We start from the raw sequence: 15,224 nt of genomic DNA, 5'->3' as shown, positions 1-15,224 counted from the left end.
ATTGCGCTTTGCGTTTGTTCAGAACTCGTTTTGAAGAAGCCGCGCGAGGGCATTTGTTTACGGCCTCGCGCGGCTAATGTTCAGAGCTTCCTCAGCACAATGGCGATGGTGTTGAGGTATTCGAGCGCACCGGCTTCAACGGCAGCGCGGTCGCCTGCTGCGTACTCGTTGTCGCAGGCGAGCCAGTCTTTCCATGCTTCGTCCGTGCAGAGCATAGGCTGCATCGAGACAATCTCGACGCCGGGGGTCGGCTCGATCATGGTGCGCCACCAGGCTATGTCGTGCATATAGTCGAGCTGCTCGGGTGTCCAGGATTTGAGCAGGCAAACGGGCAGGTTGTCGTGGCAGTCGCGAACCATGCCGGGGATGCTTAAGTAGAGCATCCCGCCTTGCTTTACGTAGGGGAGTAGGCGCTCACCCAGATAGTGTGGGTCACGGCCGTAGTAGTTGTACGAGTCGATACTTACGACCGCATCAAAATAGTCGTGCTCAAACGGCAGCCCCTGCGAGGCGTCTGCCTTAACAGGGTGAATCGTGTCGCGCGAGATACCGAGCGAATCGAAGAACGCACGGTTTTCGACGGGGTCGCTCCACAGATCGACAGCGTGGGTGTCAAACCCGTATTCGCGGGCGAGTAGGGCGCTGGTGATACCGGTGCCCGATCCAAGGTCGCAGATGCGGACGCCGCAGGGGATATGCACATCGCGAAGCAGCTCTTCGCAGAGCTTGAGGGGATTGGGGCCCATAATCTTAGAGCGTACGAGTGTCGCGCCGAAGCTAGTTGCTTTTGGGAAGGATTGAGATTCCTGGGTTTGCATTGTTCTTTCCTATCAGGTGCAAAAATGGCAGATGACGGAGGCGGAACGGCGCAACAAACCACGGCCGTTGGACGGCCGTTTTCGTGGTTCTATGCGATTGACCGTTCCCTAAAGAACAATGACCAAAAAGACATCCCCTTGGATGATCGAGACTGAGCCGAGGCCCGTGACGTTTATATTGTAAAACGTCACGGGCGTGCCGGGATATGCCGTTTGTCACGGATTTGCGGGGAGGGGCGGCGATCGCGTCCTTCGTAGATTGAGACACGCGTGGCTACAGATCGCGTACTCGATAAACCTTGGTGCTGACAGCGCAGCTGATTACACATAGTGCGAGCGCCAGTACTGCAGTTCCTGCACACAGACAGCCAAGGACGGTGGGATTGGGATTCGCCCCGGCAATCGACATAAGCCAGTTGCTGATGGGGTTGGATGAGCTCAACGTGGCCATGGCAAGGCATCCGAGCAGGGCAAACAGGCCAACGGATAGGCGCAGCGCCTCCATGTGTCCAAATCGAAAGAACAGCGGCTGCGCCAAAAACACCATCATGAGGGAGATGAGCATCGATGCTGCCGAGGCGATTGCGATTTCAAAGACCGTCTGTCCCGTCGAAGGAATGCCCGCGCTGTTGAAGAGCGGGATGGCGACGATACTCAAAAGCGTGGCGGCGCACGTCATGACGGCCGAGAAGACAACGATGCTCAGGTAGCGGGCACAAATAATGTCTTTGCGCGTGAGGGGCAGCGTTGCCCGATAACGCTCCCATCCGTTTTGATTGTCGAAGCCTGCCAGCGAGCTCATGACCATGATGGGTGACATGGCGCTGAGCGCGCAGGCGCCGGCACTCATGCCGGAGTCGCCACCTGACGTGTTGGCGAGGGTCAGCACAACGAATATGAACAGGCCGACGCCCGCTATGCTTGGGACAAGCGTGCGAACGATGGCGAGCTCGGACATAAAGGCGCGTTTCATTTCGAAGCCCCTTTCAGCGTGAGGCGTAGATAATCGTCAATGGTTGCCCGATCGCAGGGAATCTCGGGGAAGGCCTCGAGCGTTTCGCGACGGTTGGGCACGAGCACGTCCACGCTATAAGCGTGGTGGGCGGCACGGGCGCCTTCGACGCAAGCCATAAGCTCGGCGGCCTGCGCTTGGGTACAGTGGGCGATGCCGGCGCGGTCGGTAATGTCCTCGCGTGGCAGGTCAAACACAATCGAGCCGTTATCGATGCAGATGATGCGGTCGGCAGCGCGATCGAGGTCGGACGTAATGTGACTCGAGAGCAGCACGCTGCGCTGGCCGTCGGCGACAAAGGCAAGCAGCTCATCGAGCAGCTCCTCGCGTGCCATGGGATCAAGACCCGCGGTGGCTTCGTCCAAAACGAGCAGCTTGGCCTTGTGGCTGAGCGCACAGGCAAGCTGCAGCTTCATGCCCATGCCGCGGGAGAGGTCCTTGACCTTCGCCTTGGGATCCAAGCCAAATCGGTCGATGAGGCTGGCGAAGGTGTCGTGGCTCCAGGTGGGGTACGCCGGGCTTACGAGTGCCTCAACTTCGGTCACCTTGAGTGTGGAAGGGAAAGGACACGTGTCCAGCACGAGGCCGATACGGGTGCGCAAGCAGCGCTGCACTTCACCGGGTGCGTCGGCGCCACAGCACTGCCCAAACAGGTGTACCTCGCCGGCATCGAGCTTTATAAGCCCGAGCGCGGCGCGAATGGTCGTTGTCTTGCCGGCGCCGTTTGCGCCCACAAAGCCAACAATCTGGCCGGGCTCCACGGCGAGCGTGACATCGCGTAGTGAAAAGCGGTCGCTTACAGCGCGTGAGATGCCTTTGAGTTCAAGCAAGTTTTGCATGGTATAGCCTTTCTTGCAGATGACTACTGCATGGTTTCGGGGGCTACCAGGTCGAGCATTTCGTGCAGTTTGTCGCGCGTGACGCCCAGGGTTTCAGCTTGGCTCGCCGCTTTCGCAAGCAGCTCTTCGATATGGCAGAGCTGGTTTTCGCGCAAGAGCTCCTGATTGCCCTCGGCGACAAAACAGCCCTTGCCCTGCACGGTGCAGATAAACCCGAGTTGCTCTAGGTCGGCGTAGGCGCGCTTGGTGGTGATGACGCTCACACCCAGGTCGCTCGCGAGTGCACGGATGCTGGGAAGTTTGGCTCCCGCAGCGAGCGTGCCCGATAAGATCTGAGCTTTGACCTGCGAGGTTATCTGCTCGTAGATGGGCTTGTCGCTCGAATTGGATAGGATGATGTCCACAGCGGCTCCTTAGCTGTTGGGCTACACGTGTATATAACCGGTAAACACAGTATATATACACTATGCACAGTTACACAAGAGGTAAATAGGGATTGTCCGCTCGTTCATTCATCTCAATCTGTAACATCTGGAACCTATTTGGACGGCTACCTGTTACAGATTGAGATTTTGCTGGTGGGCCCCACCTGGTTGTCTCAATCTGTAACAACTGGAGAAGTTTTTGGCTGCTAGATGTTACAGATCGAGATCTTTCTGGGACGCCCACCTGTTTGTCTAAATCTGTAACAGGTAGAGGTTCAAAAACCGTTTAGATGTTACAGATCGAGACAAACTGCTGCGGAGTGCCGTCATCGACTGCTACACAGGCCCCAACTGATGAATTTGTCCTGATAGGCGCCCTAGAGCGGAATTTCGCGGCTACAATAGTGCGGTTACAACGACGTAATGCACTCAATGCAAGAAAGGATCCGCATGGCAAGCCTGTCGGATGAAATCTCGTCGCGCCGCACATTCGCGATCATCAGCCACCCGGATGCCGGTAAGACCACGCTTACCGAGAAGCTGCTGCTCTATACCGGCAGCATCCAGACCGCCGGCTCGGTCAAGGGCAAGAGCTCGGCCAAGCATGCCGTCTCGGACTGGATGGACATCGAGAAGGAGCGCGGCATTTCCGTCACCTCCTCGGTGCTGCAGTTCACTTACAACGGCGCCTGCGTCAACATCCTCGATACCCCCGGTCACCAGGACTTTTCGGAGGATACCTACCGTACCCTTATGGCCGCTGACGCCGCAGTCATGGTCATCGACGGCGCCAAGGGCGTCGAGGCCCAGACCAAGAAGCTCTTTAAGGTCTGTACGCTGCGCCACATTCCCATCTTCACCTTTGTGAACAAGCTCGACCACGAGGCTCGCGATCCGTTTGAGCTCATGGAAGAGATCGAGAATGTCCTGGGCATCAATACGTATCCCATGAACTGGCCGATTGGCAGCGGCCGCAATTTCCGCGGCGTGTTCGATCGTCAGACCCGTCGCGTCATTGCCTTTGAGGGCGACGGTCACGCCAACGCCACCAAGAAGGTCGCCGAGGTCGAGGCCGAGCTGGGTGATTCTTCTATGGATGAGCTCATCGGCGAGGAGAACCATAAGAACCTGATGGACGACATCGAGCTGCTCGATGGCGCCGGCGACGAGCTCGACTTGGATGCCGTGGCCTGCGGCAAGCTGAGCCCGGCGTTCTTTGGCTCGGCGCTTACCAACTTTGGCGTGGAACCCTTCCTTAAGGAGTTCCTGCGTCTGGCCCCGACGCCGCGTGCCTATACCGATACGCTTACCAGTGAACCGGTCGATCCCTGCCGCGACGACTTTAGCGGCTTTGTGTTTAAGATCCAGGCCAACATGGACAAGAACCACCGCGACCGCATCGCCTTTGTGCGCATTTGCTCGGGTAAGTTCGAGCGCGGCATGGATGCCTTCCACGTGCAGGGCAACCGCAAGCTTAAGCTTGCCACGGGCACGTCGATGATGGCCGACGACCGCGCCATCGTGGACGAGGCGTACGCGGGCGATATCGTGGGCCTGTTCGACCCGGGTATCTTTAGCGTCGGCGACACCGTGTGCTCCGGCAAGCGCCATGTGCAGTACCCACAGATCCCGACGTTTGCCCCCGAGATGTTCGCTCGCATTACGCAGGTCGACACGCTCAAGCGCAAGCAGTTCGTCAAGGGCATGGAGGAGCTTGCCCAGGAGGGCGCCATCCAGATCTTCCGCGAGCTGGGTGCCGGCATGGAGAGCGTCATCGTGGGCGTGGTCGGCGTGCTACAGTTTGAGGTGCTCGAGCGCCGCCTCAAGGCCGAGTACCGTGTTGAGGTTCGTCGTCAGCCGCTGCCCTATACGGACATTCGCTGGATCCAGAACGACCCCGACACCATCGATATCCCGGGCCTTTCGCTCACGCGCGACACGCTGCGCGTCGAGGACATGCGCGGTGGCAAGCTGTTGCTGTTTACGAGCCCGTGGAACGTGGATTGGGCAACCGACCACAACCCCGACCTTATCCTGTCGGAGTTTGGCAACGTAGTCTTTTAACGCATCGGCGCGGTGGCCCTGCGGGGCTGCCGCGCTGCCTGCTTGCCTGATGCCGCATGAGCGGCTATCATGCCCACCGTCGCCTCAAGACCGGGGCGTCCGAGCAGTTCGGGTCCGATATCCTGCTCGTTAAACCTAAAACCAAAGGAGTACATAATGATCAAGAAGGTCATGGAGGACTACAAGGTCCTGTTGCGGAGCATTCCCGCGGCAACGGTTTCGCTGTTTTTCGTGAGCGTCATCATGATGAACCTGCTGGCCAACAAAGAGCTCATCAGCCTGCCGTATCTGGCACTCGATTGCGGCTTTGTGGTGAGCTGGGTCTCGTTTTTGTGCCAGGACATGATCTGCAAGCGCTTTGGCGCCAAGGCATCCATCAAAATCTCTATCCTCGCACTGGCGGTCAACCTTGCCGTGAGCCTGTGCTTTTGGGTGTGCTCGCTCACACCCGGTATGTGGGGCGCCTACTACGACACGGGCATGATCGAGGTCAACACCGCCCTTAACGCCACCATCGGCGGCACCTGGTACGTGGTGCTGGGCTCTTCGCTGGCAATGTTCGTTTCTGCCGTGGTTAACTCCACGCTCAACCAGTCGCTCGGCCGTATGCTCAAAAAGAATAACTTTGCGAGCTTCGCCTTCCGCTCCTATGTGTCCACGGGTGTTGGCCAGTTTATCGACAACCTGGTCTTTGCCATTGTAGTGAGTCATACGTTCTTTGGTTGGACCTGGGTGCAGGTCCTTATGTGCTCGCTGACCGGCGCTGTTGCCGAGCTGCTGTGCGAGGTCTTCCTGAGCCCCGTGGGCTATAAGGTCGTGCGCGGCTGGGAGCGTGAGAATGTGGGCGCCGAGTACCTCAAGCGCCACGCAACCGCCTAAGGAGCAAGTATGCGGGTTTTGATTACGGGCGCTTCGGGCGGTATCGGAGCCGCGTGCGTGCAGCGCTTTTTGGACGAGGGCCACGAGGTCGTGGGCTTTGATCTGCTGCCGGCGGTGATCGAACACGAGCGCTACCGCCATCTGGTCGTTGATGTACGCGAGCCTGACTCGTTTCCAGGCGATCTTGAACCCCAGGTAATCGTGAACGTTGCCGGTACGCAGGATTCGGTCGACGATATCGCCGCCAACCTGTGTGGCACCATCAACGTGACCGAGCGCTACGCCTTTGTGGGGGAGGGGCTTGCTGCCAAGCCGGCGCCCGCCATCAAATCCGTGGTCAATGTGGGGTCGGCGAGCGGGCATACGGGATCGGAGTTTCCCGCCTATGCTGCCAGCAAGGGCGGCGTTATCGCCTACACCAAGAACCTTGCAAACCGCCTGGCACCGCAGGCCATCGCCAACAGTGTGGACCCGGGTGGAGTTATCACGCCGCTCAACCGTTGCGTGATGGAAGACGAACACCTGTGGAACCAGATTATGGAGCTTACACCGCTTAAACGCTGGGCAACCGCCCAAGAGATCGCCGAATGGATCTACTTTGTGGGCGTGACCAACCGGTTTATGACCGGGCAGAGCCTGCTCATTGATGGTGGCGAGGCCGGCCGCACACAATTTATTTGGCCCGAATAGGAAACGCGCCCGATGGAAAGCCGTCGGGCGTATTTTTGATGTATCGATTTTTAGCCGAGACAAGTCCAGTTGACGGGGGTCGAGCCGTGCTGTTCGAGTAGCCGATTGGCTGCCGAGAAGGGTCGCGACCCCATAAAAGCGGGGAGTTCTGCCGTGGCACGGTTGGCCGAAAGCGGCGAGGGGTGCGTGGAGGCAAGGCAGAACTTGCCGGTTGTTTTGCCCGCGTCGATTGCGGCGAGCTTGCCCTCAACCATCTGCTGGGCAAAGCGGCCCCATGCCAAAAAGACTACCGGTTGGGGTAGCTGGCAGCAGCGTTCGATAACGTAGTCGGTGAGCGTACTCCAGCCCAGCTTGGCGTGTGAGTTCGCGGCATGCTCGCGCACGGTAAGCGTAGTGTTGAGGAGCAGGACGCCCTGTTGTGCCCATGGCGTCAGATCTCCCGTGGCGGGAATGGGACAACTCAGATCGGCTTTGAGTTCCTTATAGATGTTGCGCAGGCTTGGCGGCAGCTTGGTTTGCGTCGCGGGGACCGAGAACGATAACCCCATGGCCTGGTTGGGCCCGTGATAAGGATCTTGGCCCAAGATGACAACTTTGACCTGGTCGGCCGGCGTGTAGGCGAGGGCATTGAGGATGTCGTCTTGTGCCGGGTAGATGGTCTGCTCGGCACGCAAAAGGGCGATGCGCTCGAGCAGCTGGTTCGTAGTGTCACGTACCGGCTGCGGCGCATCGTCCAACCAAGTTGCTATGTTGCGGTCACGAGTTGCGGTGTCCATGGAGCTCCTTTATGGCAAATGCTATGTTGGCATCTATTGTAAAGGTGCACCGGTTGCCTTTATGCCGCGGCTGTATGAGGGGCGGGGCCTACGAGGCGCGCTCGGGCACTCCTGCCATATGAGCGCGTCCATGTGCGCGGAGGTGCGGAAGCTCGACCGTAGCCGCCATGACGCCGGTGAGGATGAGAGCTGCACCCAGGAAGGCGATGGGGCTCAGGACCTCGCCGACTAGGAAGAACGAAAAGACGGCGGAGCAGACTGGCTCGAGCGAGAAGGCAAAGCCGGTGGTCTCGGCGGGCACGTGGGGCTGCACGAGCGTCTGGGTGATAAAGCCGTAGGCAGAGCAGATGAGTGCGAGTGCGACGACGACCACGACCTCGCCCGGCGTGCCGGGGAGTGTGAAACCGCCAAAGGTGAATGCGGCGATGCCCGAGAATAAGCCGCCGAAGCCCAGCTGCCAAACGCCCAGAGCAAGCGGATCGACTTCTTCGACAAAGCGCTTGGCCACGATAATGTGGCCGGCATAGACAAAGGCGGAGAGCAGCATGATGAGCGCGCCCGGGTTCAGGCTGGTGAAGTCGGCGCCCGAGAGCAGCAACATACCGCAGGTGACGATGGCGGTGCCGACGAGCACTTTGCGCTCGGGGGCGCGGTGCAGCAGGGCGGCGTTGGCAAACGGCACGATCACGACCGTCAGGCTCTGCAAAAAGCCGGCAGTGGAGGCAGAGGTGAGGCTGGAGCCCAGGCACATGCAGGTGAGCTCGGTTGCCATGATGGCGCCGATGATGGCGGCACGGACCATAAGGTCGCGGTTAATGCGCAACGCGCGCTTATGGAAGAGCAGCAGGCAGGCCACAAAAGCGATGATGCAGCGTAGCGCGACGATACTCGTGGCGTTCATGCTGTCCATGCCGATCTTCATGAGGGGATACGAAAAGCCCCATGCGACGGGAACGGAAAATGAGAGCGCGATTGCTTTTTTGCGATCCATGGGACTCCTTTTGTTGCAGAACGGTTTCGTAGAAAGGAGTCTGCTCCCAGATTTGGATGTAGTAAAGCGAATGCATCTTCAGTATGATTAAGAAATGCTAATGTCATTAGGAAAAGCACTGGCAAAACGTTTTACGGCTGCATTGTTGTGGAGGCACGATGGCGTCGCGGTATCAGATTGTTTGTATGGTGGTCGATTGCGGCAGCCTTAAGGGCGCGGCGGACGAGCTGGGCTATACGCAAAGTGCGGTGAGCCAGGCCGTCAAGGCACTCGAGCGCGAGCTGGGTACCACGCTTATCGAGCGCGGTAAGCAGGGCGTTTCGCTTACGCGCGACGGTAAACAATATCTGCCGTATCTGCGCCAGATTGTGACTGCCGAGGCTGAGCTCGAGGGCAAGCGCCAGGAGCTGCTGGGGCTTTCGTCGTCCGATATTCGCATCGCGACGTTTACCAACGTGAGCCGAACCGTGTTACCGCGCGTGATCCGCGACTTTGGGGCGCTGCACCCGGGCGTACGCTTTACCCTCAAGCAGGGCGACTACACGCGCAACGCCCAATGGGTGCACGACGGCGTAGTGGATTTTTGCTTTACGGCACGTGGGTTTACCGCAGGGCTCGAGAAGCGCGTGGTCTATCACGACGAGTTGGTGGCACTGTTGCCTGTCGCGCATCCGCTGGCGGCAAAGGAAAAAGTGACGCTCGCCGACCTGGCTTCCGAGCCGTTTGTGCTGCTGGATGAGGGCGAACAGAGCCTGGTGCTCGATGCATTCGCGGCGCATGGCCTGTCGCCGCACGTGACGAGCGAGGTGACCGACGACTACACCATCATGGCGATGGTGGAGGAGGGTCTAGGCGTGAGTATGCTCTACCGTCGTACTGTGGAGGGCATGCGGGCCGATATTCGCGTACGTCCCATCGTGCACGCCCCCTCGCGCGACGTAGTGGCAGCCTGGCGCAGCTGGGACACCATGCCTATCGCCACGAGGCGCTTTATCGACTATATGAGCTCGCATATTGTCAATTAATGACTGGCGTGGCGTTGAGTGCGGTGTTTAGCAGGCTGTCGCTTTGGCTTGGGTGGCGCGATAGGTGCGTGTCGGGTGGCAGAGTAGTACCGCCACGACCATAAAGAACGCCGTGGTGCCCAGGCTGATGGGGTAGACCATCATGATGTTCGCAAAGGTGCGGAAGTGCGGGAACACGCAGAATACCCAATAGAAGCGGATGCCGCAGACGCAGATCATGGTGATAAGGGCGGGTATGAGCGAGATACCAAAGCCGCGCAGGTAGCCGGACATGTTCTCGTAGAACATGCTAAAGGCGTACGCAGGGAAGATCGAGCACACGCGGATATAGCCGATCGAGACGATGTTGGGATCGCTGTTGAACAACGACAAGATCTCGCGCCCCAGGCCGACAATAACAATAATCGTGGTGAGCGCGACGATACCGCCTTCGACCAGGCAGACCTTAAGGGTCTTGGTGCAGCGGTCGATCTGGCGGGCACCGTGGTTTTGCCCCACAAAGGTGGTGCAAGCCTGGCTAAAGCTGTTGAGCAGGTTGTAGCACACGTACTCCAGGCTCATGGCGGCGCTCGAGGCGGCCATGACCTCGGTGCCCAGGCTGTTGATGGCGAACTGGATGATGATGTTGGCGACGGCAAAGACGGCGCTTTGGATGCCGGCGGGCAGGCCGATCTTGACGATGCGCTTGAGGGCGATGGGGTCGATAGCAAGGTCGCGCGGGGTGACGCGGACGACGGAGTCGGTCTTGAGCAGGCGGATAAAGAGTGTAGCGGCGCTGACGGTGTAGGCGATGGCGGTGGCGATGGCGACACCCGCTACGCCCCAGTGGAGTACGGGGACAAAGATGAGGTCCAGGCCAATGTTGAGGACGGTGGACACGGCAAGCGCTTGCAGCGGCATGCGGGTGATGCCGACGGAGCGGAAGATCGCGGCCTCAAAGTTGTAGAGCAAGATTGAGGGCATGCTGAGCAAAAAGACGCGTAGATAGAGCGAAGCGAGCGGCATGGTCTCGGCGGGAACGTTGAGTGCGGCGAGCATGGACTCGGCAAAGATCTCGCCCAGAGCGATGACGACAAAGCCCACGAGCGCCATTAAAATCGAGGTATGGACGGCGCGTTTGACCATATTCTGATCGTTGCGGCCGATAGCGTTGGCGATGACCACGTTGGAGCCAAGCGACATGCCAATAAACAGGTTGAGCATAAGGCTGGTAAGCGGAACATTGGAGCCGACTGCCGCCATGGCGAGGGTTCCCTGGTCGCCCGAGAAGTTACCGATAATGACCGTGGCGATGAGGTTTGACAGCTGCTCCAAGATGCTCGTGGCGGCCACGGGCAAGGCGAACAGGGGGATATTGCGCCACAGTGAGCCGGTGGTCATGTCGATGTGCTTAGATGCGGTATCAGCCATACGCTCTCAATTTCTAACGTGCTATTTCGTGCTTATTTGCGTAGACGATGATACTCCTAATCACCTAGTCATTGGGGGCGTTCTTAAACGACTAGTCATTCAAGAACGTCCCCAATGACTAGGTGGGGAAGGCGTGCGACAATGGGGTACGTTGTGTTGTTCGCGCTAAGGAGTTGCCATGTTGTTGTGTCCCGTTTGCCATGAGCCGTTGGTGGACGACGAGCGCGGTGCCGCATGCGCGGGCGGACACCGGTTTGACCGTGCGCGCGAGGGTTATCTATATCTGCTACGTTCGTCCAAGAGCGGCGACTCCATGGGCGATCCCAAGTCGCAGGCACGCAGCCGTCGTGACTTTTTGAACCGTGGCTACTATGCGCCGCTGCGCGATGCAATGGTCGAGCTGGTGCGCAAACGGGTTTCTGGGCGTGCTGCGTCTACAGGCGGTCCCATGACGCTGCTCGATATTTGCTGCGGCGAGGGTTACTACACCAGCGCCATGGGCGCGGTGCCGGGCGTGGACGCTTATGGCTTTGACCTGGGCAAAGAAATGGTACGCCTGGCCGCCAAGCGCGGCGATGCGACCTATTTTGTGGCCAACATGAAAGACATCCCAGTGGCCGATGGCGCCTTCGATATGGTGACCGAGCTCTTTGCTCCCTTTAACGAGCGCGAGTTTGCCCGCGTGTTGGCGCCGGAGGGCTCGCTCTACACCGTGGTGCCGGGTGCCCGTCATCTCCTTGGGCTCAAGGAGGTGCTCTACGACACGCCGTACCTCAACGACGAAAAGCTTCCGAAGACGATGGAGCTTAAACTGGTCGGCACACAGCGGGTGTCCGCGAATATTACGCTCCAGACCCAGGCCGACATCGAGGCGGTGTTCCAGATGACGCCGTACTACTACCGCACACGCCCTACCGACAAAGAGCGCCTGGCAAACCTGGACACCCTTAAAACCGACATCGACTTCATCATTGCCGAGTACCGCCACAGCTAACCAACCTGCCAAAAAGGGACAGGTTTATTTTGGCAGGTTTTATCTGGGCAAATGTAAAGGACCGACCGCGTTACTGCGCGATCGGCCCATGTTAGTTGCTTGGCTGCAGGGGTTATGAGAAGCGAGTGCCTACAGGCGGTCCTTGTTCTCGGCCTTAACGGCGTGCGCCTGCTGAACAAAGAACAGGTCGTAGACCACGATGACAAAGGCGCCGATATTGACGGCGCTGCCGCCGAGTGCGGGAAGCGTGAGCACGGCCTGCGCAATCGTGGCGATTGAGGCAACGATGCCGAGCTTAAACGCGCTATCCACCTGCGAGGGCTTGTTGGCGCCCTTGATGCCCGCAACACCTGCGGAAAGATCGACAATGCCCTTGACGACAAGCACGACCGCGGCGAGCATGGCGTTCGACCCGTACGTGGAATCGAGGCTGCCCCTGGCGATACCGATGCCGGCGATGACGAGGCTGGCGATGCCCAAAACAAAGTAGACGAGGGCAAGGATTTTGAGAGTCTTGCGAGCGGAGCTCATGGCTGGTCCTTTCGATATGAGTACGCCGATCTGGCGTAGCCCATGTGCTGCACATATGGTGAAGCACATTGTAGTTCAACGCAGCGATGCGTGCGCCTGAAAGCGCTTTGAGCCCGCGCAGCCCAATTCGACCTTTCAAAAAGGAAAGCTGGACGTAAGCCAAATCGATGGCAGCTCATGTGCGGCGCTGCGATGATGAGACCGTAACAAGGAGCTGTTCTTAAGGAGGAGCCATGATGTACGGAGCGGGGCGAGTGCATGAGCCGCGGTCGTTGGGAAGGCGCATGGGCGATTCTGTGATCGCTGCCGTGTGCACGGGATTGATGGCGGTGCTTTGCATTGGGATGCTGTGGGCCATGTCGCATGTGGGACAATAGCGGACGGTTGGGTGCTGGCATAAACGGCGCTCACGTATTCATTTTGCTTGTTAAGGAGTACCCATGGGCGTCGTCGATCCCTTTTCTGTTGCTCGGGCCGCGGGGCTTGAGCTGATCGGGAAGTCCGCGGGCCTCACGCTCACCGACGGCACGATGGAGTTGCGTGCCGATTTTGTCCGCATGCTGCCACGGCTCAAACAGGGCCGTCTGCAGCAAGAGCTGTTGGTAAAGGCTGCGCGCGCAAAAGGCGTCGAGTGCCCATGGGCGATTGATGCCACGGCAGGCTTTGGCGAGGATTCGCTGCTGCTGGCGGCTGCGGGCTTTACCGTCGATCTGTATGAGCAGGATTGCGTGATCGCGGCGCTCCTCAAGGATGCCTTGGATCGCGCGGCAGATAATCCGGCGCTTGCGACTGCCGTGGCCCGCATGCGCTTACATGCGGGCGAGGACAGCATTGCCGGCCTTCACCATATAACTGAGTTGATCGGGCAGGGCGAGCTCACCGCTCCCGACGTGGTGTATCTGGACCCCATGTTTCCCGAGCGCACAAAGAGCGCGGCGGTTAAAAAGAAGTTTCAACTCTTGCATCATCTGGAACAGCCGTGTGCCGATGAGGAGACGCTGGTCGAAGCTGCGCTTGCGGTGCGCCCGCGCAAGGTCGTTATCAAGCGGCCGGTGAAGGGGCTGCTGCTTGCTGGCGTTAAGCCGAGCTATCAACTTGCGGGCAAGGCCGTTCGTTACGATGTTTTGGTGCCGCCGCGCCCGTAGCTTGCGTGCGATGGTTGGCGCTCGGTCAGTGTCGTGCCGATGCGGGGTCTATTTCCAAGGGTGCGACGTCAGGTGCCAGCCGCCGCAGTATTCGCATTTGTAGCAGGCCAAACCACGCCGCCCGCTGCTTTCGCAGTCGGCCATAACGGCCTCGGCCTCGGCGCGTGTGCCGTAACGGTTTTTGCGCTCGCACGACTTGTAGCGCCAGGCTTCATCGCGCTCGGCGTTCAGGGCGTCGCGGCGCTCGTCCTCGCGCGCAAACAGGTCGCTCATAGCGCCACCGGTGGCAGCGCCCAAAAACTCGCTTTTGGCCTTTGACCAGGCGGCTCGCTTTTTGCTTCCCATCTGCTTCTCGCCCCTCTTCAAACGCTGGTATCATTGCTCAATCAAAGTGATACCAATAAACGTGAGGTCGCCGCGTGATGATCAGAAAAACCCTCGATACCGACATTCCCGCCGTCATGGCTATCTATGACGCGGCCCGTGCCTTTATGCGCGCGCATGGCAACGCCACGCAGTGGCCCGAGGGCACGCCTTCTGCCGAGCAGCTGGCTGCCGATATCGCCGCCGGTGGTAGCTATGTGTTCGAAGTCGACGGCCGCGTGGTGGCGACGTTTGCCTTTTTACCGGGCCCGGACGAGTGCTATGACGTAATTGAGGACGGGCAATGGCGTAGCGACACTCCGTACGCCGTGCTGCACCGTGTGGCGTCCGACGGCACCGTGCACGGTATCGCGGCTGCGATGTTCGCCTTTGCCAAAGAGCGTGCCGACCATCTGCGTATCGATACGCATCGGGACAACCTGCCCATGCAGGGCGCGAGTATTAAAGCGGGGTTTGAGCGTGCCGGCGTCGTGTATGTGTCGGACGGCACGCCGCGTGTTGCGTTTGACTGGCTGCGCGAGGCATAAGAGCGGGGGCGCGTATCTACGCTCCATGTAAGCGAAAATGGCCCCGGGTGGGGCCATTTTTGATCGCTGCGCTGTTTTGCAAGGTGGTAGATGTCGCTCGCTGTCGGCTCTAAGGCACCTACGCTCGGGGCAGCTCGCTTCCGCAGTGGCAACACTTGGTCGCGCCTTCGTGCACCTCTTCCAGGCAATACGGACAGACGGGCGCCGGTGCGGCTTCCTCGGCGGTGGCACCGGCGAGCCTGTCGCCGATCTCCTGCGCCTTGTTGAATGCCTTGACGATGGCAAAGACGATTGCCGCCACAATCAAAAAATTGATGCACGAGCCGATAAAGGCGCCAAAGTCGATATTAGTGCCCGGCACCACCAGCCCCGAGATCTCGGTAGCGCTACCGCCGGCAATCACGGAGATAAGCGGGTTGATGATGTTATCGGTAAGTGAGGTCACGATGGCGGTGAATGCGCCGCCGATAATCACGCCGACGGCCATGTCCATCACGTTGCCGCGATTGATGAATTCCTTGAACTCGTTGAGCAATGTCTTCATGGTGACTCCTCGCTGTTGTGGGGTTCGCGTTATTGCCGCCCCGGATGAGCCCGGGCAGGCAAGACGATATGAGAAAGCCATTTGGGTCGCCTCCCCCGCGGCGCAGCTTCTTTTCGCGGGCTCGGGATGCCACAATGGGCTTTGAGTATCGGCCCGTGCGGTAGCCCTTA

The 15,224-nt window shown here is 59.2% G+C and carries 17 protein-coding genes; 7 read left to right on the top strand and 10 right to left on the bottom strand.

All coding sequences use genetic code 11. The annotated features are described in order from the left end of the window. Positions 1–80: 80 nt before the first annotated feature. The 4 genes from ACTNBY_RS07580 to ACTNBY_RS07565 form a co-directional block, all read right to left on the bottom strand. Positions 81–818 carry an SAM-dependent methyltransferase gene (locus tag ACTNBY_RS07580; RefSeq protein ID WP_441064007.1) on the bottom strand — a complete coding sequence of 246 codons (738 nt, stop codon included), beginning with the start codon at positions 816–818 and terminating at the stop codon, positions 81–83. 274 nt (positions 819–1,092) lie between these two features. Beyond that, positions 1,093–1,791: an ABC-2 transporter permease gene (locus ACTNBY_RS07575; protein WP_441064005.1), complete on the bottom strand. Its 699-nt coding sequence runs from the start codon at positions 1,789–1,791 to the stop codon at positions 1,093–1,095. Further along, positions 1,788–2,669, bottom strand: coding sequence for an ABC transporter ATP-binding protein (locus ACTNBY_RS07570; RefSeq protein ID WP_441064003.1), 882 nt, complete (start codon positions 2,667–2,669; stop codon positions 1,788–1,790). Before ACTNBY_RS07570 ends, ACTNBY_RS07575 begins: the two co-directional genes overlap by 4 nt. A gap of 23 nt (positions 2,670–2,692) precedes the next feature. After that, positions 2,693–3,073, bottom strand: a complete 381-nt coding sequence (locus tag ACTNBY_RS07565; RefSeq protein ID WP_117820855.1) for a GntR family transcriptional regulator — start codon at positions 3,071–3,073, stop codon at positions 2,693–2,695. A gap of 471 nt (positions 3,074–3,544) precedes the next feature. Here ACTNBY_RS07565 and ACTNBY_RS07560 point away from each other — a divergent pair, with 471 nt between their 5' ends. The 3 genes from ACTNBY_RS07560 to ACTNBY_RS07550 all read left to right on the top strand — a co-directional run bounded on the left by ACTNBY_RS07560 (position 3,545) and on the right by ACTNBY_RS07550 (position 6,727). Then, positions 3,545–5,158: a peptide chain release factor 3 gene (locus tag ACTNBY_RS07560; RefSeq protein ID WP_427719358.1), complete on the top strand. Its 1,614-nt coding sequence runs from the start codon at positions 3,545–3,547 to the stop codon at positions 5,156–5,158. 156 nt (positions 5,159–5,314) lie between these two features. Continuing rightward, entirely contained in the window at positions 5,315–6,037 is a 723-nt protein-coding gene (locus tag ACTNBY_RS07555; protein WP_441064000.1) for a VUT family protein, read from the top strand. A gap of 9 nt (positions 6,038–6,046) precedes the next feature. Beyond that, positions 6,047–6,727, top strand: coding sequence for an SDR family NAD(P)-dependent oxidoreductase (locus ACTNBY_RS07550; protein WP_441063998.1), 681 nt, complete (start codon positions 6,047–6,049; stop codon positions 6,725–6,727). 50 nt (positions 6,728–6,777) lie between these two features. Here ACTNBY_RS07550 and ACTNBY_RS07545 read toward each other — a convergent pair whose 3' ends face one another. Both ACTNBY_RS07545 and ACTNBY_RS07540 read right to left on the bottom strand, forming a co-directional pair. Continuing rightward, positions 6,778–7,503, bottom strand: a complete 726-nt coding sequence (locus tag ACTNBY_RS07545) for a uracil-DNA glycosylase (protein ID WP_154516983.1) — start codon at positions 7,501–7,503, stop codon at positions 6,778–6,780. Positions 7,504–7,591: 88 nt separating this feature from the next. After that, a complete protein-coding gene (locus ACTNBY_RS07540) occupies positions 7,592–8,494 on the bottom strand; it encodes a DMT family transporter (protein WP_441063997.1) in 903 nt (300 codons plus the stop codon). A 158-nt stretch (positions 8,495–8,652) separates the two neighbouring features. Here ACTNBY_RS07540 and ACTNBY_RS07535 point away from each other — a divergent pair, with 158 nt between their 5' ends. Further along, complete coding sequence (locus tag ACTNBY_RS07535; protein ID WP_441063995.1) at positions 8,653–9,519, top strand: LysR family transcriptional regulator; 867 nt, start codon at positions 8,653–8,655, stop codon at positions 9,517–9,519. Positions 9,520–9,546: 27 nt separating this feature from the next. On the opposite strand, the gene ACTNBY_RS07530 is transcribed toward ACTNBY_RS07535, so the two are convergent. Continuing rightward, complete coding sequence (locus tag ACTNBY_RS07530) at positions 9,547–10,929, bottom strand: MATE family efflux transporter (protein ID WP_441063994.1); 1,383 nt, start codon at positions 10,927–10,929, stop codon at positions 9,547–9,549. A gap of 178 nt (positions 10,930–11,107) precedes the next feature. Here ACTNBY_RS07530 and ACTNBY_RS07525 point away from each other — a divergent pair, with 178 nt between their 5' ends. Next, positions 11,108–11,923: a putative RNA methyltransferase gene (locus ACTNBY_RS07525; protein ID WP_441063992.1), complete on the top strand. Its 816-nt coding sequence runs from the start codon at positions 11,108–11,110 to the stop codon at positions 11,921–11,923. A gap of 129 nt (positions 11,924–12,052) precedes the next feature. Here ACTNBY_RS07525 and ACTNBY_RS07520 read toward each other — a convergent pair whose 3' ends face one another. After that, entirely contained in the window at positions 12,053–12,454 is a 402-nt protein-coding gene (locus tag ACTNBY_RS07520) for a hypothetical protein (RefSeq protein ID WP_441063990.1), read from the bottom strand. A 440-nt stretch (positions 12,455–12,894) separates the two neighbouring features. Between ACTNBY_RS07520 and ACTNBY_RS07515 the strand changes: the two genes are divergently transcribed. Then, entirely contained in the window at positions 12,895–13,599 is a 705-nt protein-coding gene (locus ACTNBY_RS07515; RefSeq protein ID WP_441063988.1) for a class I SAM-dependent methyltransferase, read from the top strand. Positions 13,600–13,647: 48 nt separating this feature from the next. On the opposite strand, the gene ACTNBY_RS07510 is transcribed toward ACTNBY_RS07515, so the two are convergent. Then, on the bottom strand, positions 13,648–13,944 hold the full coding sequence (locus ACTNBY_RS07510; protein WP_441063986.1) for a hypothetical protein: 297 nt from the start codon (positions 13,942–13,944) through the stop codon (positions 13,648–13,650). 77 nt (positions 13,945–14,021) lie between these two features. On the opposite strand from ACTNBY_RS07510, the gene ACTNBY_RS07505 reads away from it, so the two are divergent. After that, positions 14,022–14,510 carry an N-acetyltransferase gene (locus tag ACTNBY_RS07505; RefSeq protein ID WP_154517003.1) on the top strand — a complete coding sequence of 163 codons (489 nt, stop codon included), beginning with the start codon at positions 14,022–14,024 and terminating at the stop codon, positions 14,508–14,510. Positions 14,511–14,628: 118 nt separating this feature from the next. On the opposite strand, the gene mscL is transcribed toward ACTNBY_RS07505, so the two are convergent. Then, complete coding sequence (gene mscL / locus ACTNBY_RS07500) at positions 14,629–15,054, bottom strand: large conductance mechanosensitive channel protein MscL (protein WP_154517006.1); 426 nt, start codon at positions 15,052–15,054, stop codon at positions 14,629–14,631. Positions 15,055–15,224 lie beyond the last annotated feature (170 nt).

It is taken from the genome of Collinsella sp. HCP28S3_E12 (assembly GCF_052065595.1).
Classification (GTDB): domain Bacteria; phylum Actinomycetota; class Coriobacteriia; order Coriobacteriales; family Coriobacteriaceae; genus Collinsella.
The sequence above is the reverse complement of the archived record's forward strand: the minus strand, read 5'-3'. Positions and strand labels throughout refer to the sequence as shown.

Excerpts from the sequence above, each read along its gene's own strand:
- ACTNBY_RS07510 (WP_441063986.1), bottom strand. The coding sequence starts at position 13,944 with ATGGGAAGCAAAAAGCGAGCCGCCTGGTCAAAGGCCAAAAGCGAGTTT.
- ACTNBY_RS07530 (WP_441063994.1), bottom strand. The coding sequence starts at position 10,929 with ATGGCTGATACCGCATCTAAGCACATCGACATGACCACCGGCTCACTG.
- ACTNBY_RS07570 (WP_441064003.1), bottom strand. The coding sequence starts at position 2,669 with ATGCAAAACTTGCTTGAACTCAAAGGCATCTCACGCGCTGTAAGCGAC.
- ACTNBY_RS07545 (WP_154516983.1), bottom strand. The coding sequence starts at position 7,503 with ATGGACACCGCAACTCGTGACCGCAACATAGCAACTTGGTTGGACGAT.
- ACTNBY_RS07575 (WP_441064005.1), bottom strand. The coding sequence starts at position 1,791 with ATGAAACGCGCCTTTATGTCCGAGCTCGCCATCGTTCGCACGCTTGTC.
- ACTNBY_RS07525 (WP_441063992.1), top strand. The coding sequence starts at position 11,108 with ATGTTGTTGTGTCCCGTTTGCCATGAGCCGTTGGTGGACGACGAGCGC.
- ACTNBY_RS07560 (WP_427719358.1), top strand. The coding sequence starts at position 3,545 with ATGGCAAGCCTGTCGGATGAAATCTCGTCGCGCCGCACATTCGCGATC.
- ACTNBY_RS07515 (WP_441063988.1), top strand. The coding sequence starts at position 12,895 with ATGGGCGTCGTCGATCCCTTTTCTGTTGCTCGGGCCGCGGGGCTTGAG.
- ACTNBY_RS07555 (WP_441064000.1), top strand. The coding sequence starts at position 5,315 with ATGATCAAGAAGGTCATGGAGGACTACAAGGTCCTGTTGCGGAGCATT.
- ACTNBY_RS07550 (WP_441063998.1), top strand. The coding sequence starts at position 6,047 with ATGCGGGTTTTGATTACGGGCGCTTCGGGCGGTATCGGAGCCGCGTGC.
- ACTNBY_RS07540 (WP_441063997.1), bottom strand. The coding sequence starts at position 8,494 with ATGGATCGCAAAAAAGCAATCGCGCTCTCATTTTCCGTTCCCGTCGCA.
- mscL (WP_154517006.1), bottom strand. The coding sequence starts at position 15,054 with ATGAAGACATTGCTCAACGAGTTCAAGGAATTCATCAATCGCGGCAAC.
- ACTNBY_RS07535 (WP_441063995.1), top strand. The coding sequence starts at position 8,653 with ATGGCGTCGCGGTATCAGATTGTTTGTATGGTGGTCGATTGCGGCAGC.
- ACTNBY_RS07520 (WP_441063990.1), bottom strand. The coding sequence starts at position 12,454 with ATGAGCTCCGCTCGCAAGACTCTCAAAATCCTTGCCCTCGTCTACTTT.
- ACTNBY_RS07505 (WP_154517003.1), top strand. The coding sequence starts at position 14,022 with ATGATCAGAAAAACCCTCGATACCGACATTCCCGCCGTCATGGCTATC.
- ACTNBY_RS07580 (WP_441064007.1), bottom strand. The coding sequence starts at position 818 with ATGCAAACCCAGGAATCTCAATCCTTCCCAAAAGCAACTAGCTTCGGC.